We start from the raw sequence: 4,744 nt of genomic DNA on the forward strand, positions 1-4,744 counted from the left end.
TATTTTCGGAAATTATGATTATTCGCTTGAAGAGCGCTGGACTGACTGCGACACTGATATTCATTCACTAGAACGCGGCCTAATCCACCTCGACCGTGAATCCGCCGAACTGCACGCCCGCGCCCTCATTAGTCTGACCGCGAAATGATTCCCGATAGTTTTTATTATTACTCACTCACAATTCTAACCGTCATATTCATTCTACTCATTACTAAATAAACCATGAACAAACGACATCTAACCCGCGCTCAATCGTGGGGAGAGTTTGCTGTACGTGAAAATCGCTCTGCCGCATGGACTCGCGGCATGAAATTACTCATGAAATATTACGGAGGTAGCCATGGGTCAGTTAAAAATCAATATCAGTAGCAACCGGTTCAGGATTGAACCAGATACTCGCGGGGGTGCGATATTAATCATTGATGATGGCATTAAATGGCAACTGGAAGGCAACGGCAGGGAAATTATGCTCAATACCACCCATTTAGAGCGCACGGATATTATTTCGGTGCTCAATGACCATTATCAGGATGAGGAGGTAACCGCATGAGACATTTTGGATATAACCCCTGCGGTGCTCAGGATGAGCAGCAGGAACGGAAATACACGGCTGAACAAATAGCCGAACATCGGGAGCTAATATACAAGAGAGAGGTGTTGGGCATGGAGGGATTGCCCGCCAGTGCTCAGGATTTCGCAGGCGATTTCACATGAGCCTGTATCCCCGGCGCTCAACAGGATGTTATGTGCCGACCGACCCAGCAGAGAGACAGCAATATCTCAGGGAACTAGTCGCAGCCATCACCAGTAACGCCCCTCACCCCGCAATGATGACCGCAACGGAACGCGTTAACGCAGAGCGATTATGGAATATCAATTATCGAGCCACATTCAATCCCCCGCTACCCCAGCACATGGCAGAGCAACGCACCGAACAGGAACGGCAGGCGTGGCGGGATTATCACTCAACCCATCACACGGAACACGATCACTATCGTGGTGATTCACCTCACCGCAGTCATGGTGGTATCTGGACAGGAGATTAATATGAAATTTGCCACAGCTATGAGAAAGCAAGCCAAACTCAGATTGGCACTAACTGGCCCCAGTGGGTCAGGGAAAACCTACGGGGCATTAACTATCGCCAAAGGACTCGGTGGCACAACGGCGGTTATTGATACTGAGAAAGGCAGTGCCTCACTGTACTCTGACAGATTTAATTTTGACGTATTGGAATTAGACCCACCATTTACACCAGAACGATTCATTGAAGCCATCACCGCGGCACAGACAGCCGGATACGATAACCTCATCATTGACAGTATCACCCACGAATGGAACGGAACAGGTGGCTGTCTGGAAATGCTGGATGGATTGGCAAAGGCAAAATATCGGGGTAATACGTGGTCAGCATGGAGCGACATCACGCCGCGTCATAATAAATTTCTGGATGCGATATTGCGTTCAGACGTGAACATTATCGCCACCATGCGTAGTAAAACGGAAACAGCCCAAGTTGATAATGGCAACGGGAAAAAGCGCGTTGATAAATTGGGTATGAAATCAGAACAGCGCGACGGTGTTGAGTATGAATTTACTACGGTTTTGGATTTAAACCATGAAACTCACACCGCCACAGCCAGCAAGGACAGAACAGGACTGTTTAGTAATGCTGATTTTACCGTCATTGATGAGGGGACAGGTCGGCGGCTAATGGACTGGCTGAACGATGGAAGAAGTAAAGCTGAGATAGATCTGACTCACTTTACTGAAAATGCAGGGAAAGCACAAAACATGGATGAATTAAAAGCCGCGTTTGCTGAGGCCTATAAATCGCTCAGGGATACGCCGGAGCAAGGGAAAGCACAGGAAGTATATGAACTCAGGAAATCAGAATTTGAGCCACAGGAGGCGGTAAATGGCTAACCTGAATCAATGTAATTTCACAGGCCGGATAGGAAATATGGAAATGCGTTATTCGCCAAATGGAATGGCAATAATGGTTTTCTCTGTCGCTGTAAATAAATCGAAAAAAGATGCAAACGGTCAATGGATTGATCAAACCACATGGTTAAGGTGCAAGGCGTTTAAGGGAACCGCTGAATATATCGAAAGGAACGCACAAAAAGGTTCTCTGGTTCGTATTACCGCCGAATATCAAGAGGCGAAGTGGCAGGACAAAACAGGCCAAGACAGGTCAATGCCGGAATTTATAGTGAATGACGTTGAGGTGCTGGGGAACAGGAAAGAGCAACAGGGACAGGGAAATCAGCCACCCCAGCAGCATTCAGGACAGCAGCAACAATCTCAATTCTGGGGCCAGCAGCAAACACAGACACCAGCCCCACAACCAGAGCCGCCAATGAATTTTGATGACGACATTCCGTTCTAGCACCATCCAGCCATCCAAACAGAACCACCTAACCCCATAGGACAATCCAATGATCAATGTTGTCAGTTTTTCTGGCGGCAGGACATCGGCGTACCTCGTCTATCTCATGGAACAGCGCCGCCAACAAGGTGAGGATGTCCGCTATGTGTTTATGGACACGGGCGCGGAGCATCCCGCAACCTACCGATTTGTTAGGGAGGTCGTGAAATTTTGGGATATCCCGTTAGTCGTATTACAGGCTGATATCAACCCTCAACTCGGCGCATCCAATAGTTATACAGTCTGGGAACCGCAGGATATTCAAACACGGATGCCAGTACTAAAACCATTTTCGGACATGGTGAAAAAATACGGCACTCCATATATTGGCGGGGCATTCTGCACTGACCGACTGAAATTGAGACCATTTAACGCATATTGCAATGACCATTTCGGGCGGGGTAATTATCAGACATGGATAGGTATTCGAGCGGATGAGCCGCGGCGGTTAACCCACAAGGACGGCATTAGTTATTTAGCTGACATCTCAGATTTTGACAAACAGGATATTTTAGATTGGTGGGAGACGCAGCCATTTAATTTACTCATCCCTGAACATCTGGGTAATTGCGTGTTCTGCATCAAAAAGAGCACTAAAAAATTGGGACTGGCCTGTCAGGATGAACCGGGAATGAAAATGATGTTCGAACAAACCTGCATTACAGGAAAACATGTCCGAGATGGTCATAGAAAAACACCGCGTGAAATTATGTATCGGGGGAGCATGTCCCTAGATGGAATAGCCACGATGTATTCTAATTCCGATTATCAAAATCTGTATCAGGAAATGGTCAGAGCTAAACGATTTGATACCGGTTCCTGCTCTGAATCCTGCGAAATATTTCAGTTAGACCTATTTTAACCCCACCCCATTAACTAACGCTACCTCAGTGGCGGGAGGAGTATTGTGACTGTATCACTAGTAAACATAGCAACAGATGAATCAGTAATAGAACTAACCAATGGAAATTGGTTTGAAATTGTGGATATTGCCGGGATGGAGAATCTTATCGATACCGATCATTTCAATGATTCAGCAGAAGAAAACTCAGAAACAGCGAGGAAAATGGCTGATTTAATTGAAGCATGGACACCATCAAATAAATGGGGGAATGGTAATCCAGCATTTCAGGAAAAATTAAAAAAACGAATTATCGATTTTTTCCGTAATTGCGAGGGATTTTATACCTACTGATAAATTCGGGAGGACACAACATGCAGTTCACCCCATGGAACCCCAACCCCAGAGCAGTACAGAGAGTCAATGACCCCTACCCCATTCCGACACACTGCCGATATTGCAACAGGCATGTCATGATTGCACATCATCTGAATGTGTTTAATCGAGTTCATGATAACCGCTGGCCTTGGTTATACCATTGCTGGACATGCGGTGCACGTGTTGGCATTCATCCGGGAACGGATATCCCGATGGGGTCACTGGCAGATAAGAAAACACGGATAGCGAGGCTGTCGGCACATCGGTATTTCGATGATGTAGTCAGGAGTCGTAATTTGGAGCGCACGGAAGTCTATCAATGGCTAGCAGGTCAATTGGAAATCAGTTTCAATGAATGTCACTTCGGCTGGTTTGATACTGATATGTGTAATAAAGCAGTGAATATATGCAGGGGGTTTAAATAATGCCAATCGAGTATGCAGTAACTGGAAATCATATTTTAGATGACCCAACGGATAGATACACATTGGAAAACCCAGAATGGGATCGCTCGTACCCTAAATATTTAGCGGAAGAATGCGCTAAGGATTATTGGAGCGATGGCTGGGAGGGAATGGGACGGCCTATTGAAATAACTGTATTTGATGATGATGAGTCAATCGGAACATTTTATATTGAAATAGAATTCGAACCAATATTTTCAGCAACACGGAGGAATGATGACCACTGATTCAGATTTATGCAGAGAGGCGTTTGAGAAATTCATGGATGATGAATTTAATTATCCAGTTGGCTCATTAGGTAAATATGACGATGGAACATATTGGAATATGCCAGCTCAAAATTACTGGGAGATATTCCAAGCAGCATGGAAAGTCAGTCGGGAAAATATAATCAAGCAGGAGAAAAAGAAATGAGCAAAGATGTGATTGAGTTGGCACGGGAAATTGAAAATCTGCAATTTAAAGCGGCAATGGAATTATCTAATTTATGGACAATGGAAAAACTAAATTTAACCATTACAATAGTTCATCACCTGTTGGAAAAAGGAGATAAAGAACAGGCGATGGATTGGCTGGAAGGACTTCTTGATTGGACAGGGGAAGACTTATTATCTGAGGCAGAAAACAACG

At 45.2% G+C, this 4,744-nt stretch carries 11 protein-coding genes; all 11 read left to right on the top strand.

Features of this window, described 5'->3' with window-relative positions; translation table 11 throughout:
- Positions 1 to 340: 340 nt before the first annotated feature.
- Positions 341 to 550: a hypothetical protein gene (locus tag PSI23_RS20255; protein ID WP_273556762.1), complete on the top strand. Its 210-nt coding sequence runs from the start codon at positions 341 to 343 to the stop codon at positions 548 to 550.
- On the top strand, positions 547 to 714 hold the full coding sequence (locus PSI23_RS20260; RefSeq protein ID WP_273556763.1) for a hypothetical protein: 168 nt from the start codon (positions 547 to 549) through the stop codon (positions 712 to 714). Before PSI23_RS20255 ends, PSI23_RS20260 begins: the two co-directional genes overlap by 4 nt.
- Positions 711 to 1,046, top strand: a complete 336-nt coding sequence (locus PSI23_RS20265; RefSeq protein WP_273556764.1) for a hypothetical protein — start codon at positions 711 to 713, stop codon at positions 1,044 to 1,046. The genes PSI23_RS20260 and PSI23_RS20265 overlap by 4 nt, the downstream gene beginning before the upstream one ends.
- Position 1,047: 1 nt before the next feature.
- On the top strand, positions 1,048 to 1,926 hold the full coding sequence (locus tag PSI23_RS20270) for an ATP-binding protein (protein ID WP_273556765.1): 879 nt from the start codon (positions 1,048 to 1,050) through the stop codon (positions 1,924 to 1,926).
- Complete coding sequence (locus tag PSI23_RS20275) at positions 1,919 to 2,392, top strand: single-stranded DNA-binding protein (protein WP_273556766.1); 474 nt, start codon at positions 1,919 to 1,921, stop codon at positions 2,390 to 2,392. The genes PSI23_RS20270 and PSI23_RS20275 overlap by 8 nt, the downstream gene beginning before the upstream one ends.
- A 49-nt stretch (positions 2,393 to 2,441) precedes the next feature.
- On the top strand, positions 2,442 to 3,293 hold the full coding sequence (locus PSI23_RS20280; protein ID WP_273556767.1) for a phosphoadenosine phosphosulfate reductase domain-containing protein: 852 nt from the start codon (positions 2,442 to 2,444) through the stop codon (positions 3,291 to 3,293).
- A 45-nt stretch (positions 3,294 to 3,338) separates the two neighbouring features.
- Positions 3,339 to 3,626: a hypothetical protein gene (locus tag PSI23_RS20285; RefSeq protein WP_273556768.1), complete on the top strand. Its 288-nt coding sequence runs from the start codon at positions 3,339 to 3,341 to the stop codon at positions 3,624 to 3,626.
- A gap of 20 nt (positions 3,627 to 3,646) precedes the next feature.
- The gene (locus tag PSI23_RS20290; protein ID WP_273556769.1) at positions 3,647 to 4,075 is read left to right on the top strand and encodes a zinc-finger-containing protein; all 429 of its coding nucleotides are present in this window, start codon (positions 3,647 to 3,649) and stop codon (positions 4,073 to 4,075) included.
- Positions 4,075 to 4,341, top strand: coding sequence for a hypothetical protein (locus PSI23_RS20295; RefSeq protein ID WP_273556770.1), 267 nt, complete (start codon positions 4,075 to 4,077; stop codon positions 4,339 to 4,341). The genes PSI23_RS20290 and PSI23_RS20295 overlap by 1 nt, the downstream gene beginning before the upstream one ends.
- Positions 4,331 to 4,528 (top strand): hypothetical protein, encoded by a 198-nt coding sequence (locus PSI23_RS20300; protein WP_273556771.1) that lies wholly within the window; start codon positions 4,331 to 4,333, stop codon positions 4,526 to 4,528. The genes PSI23_RS20295 and PSI23_RS20300 overlap by 11 nt, the downstream gene beginning before the upstream one ends.
- Positions 4,525 to 4,744 (top strand): hypothetical protein (locus tag PSI23_RS20305; RefSeq protein WP_273556772.1); only part of this gene is annotated, 220 nt, incomplete at its 3' end. The genes PSI23_RS20300 and PSI23_RS20305, both read left to right, overlap by 4 nt.

Origin of the sequence: Xenorhabdus yunnanensis (assembly GCF_028598805.1) — a bacterium.
Classification (GTDB): Bacteria; Pseudomonadota; Gammaproteobacteria; order Enterobacterales; family Enterobacteriaceae; genus Xenorhabdus; species Xenorhabdus yunnanensis.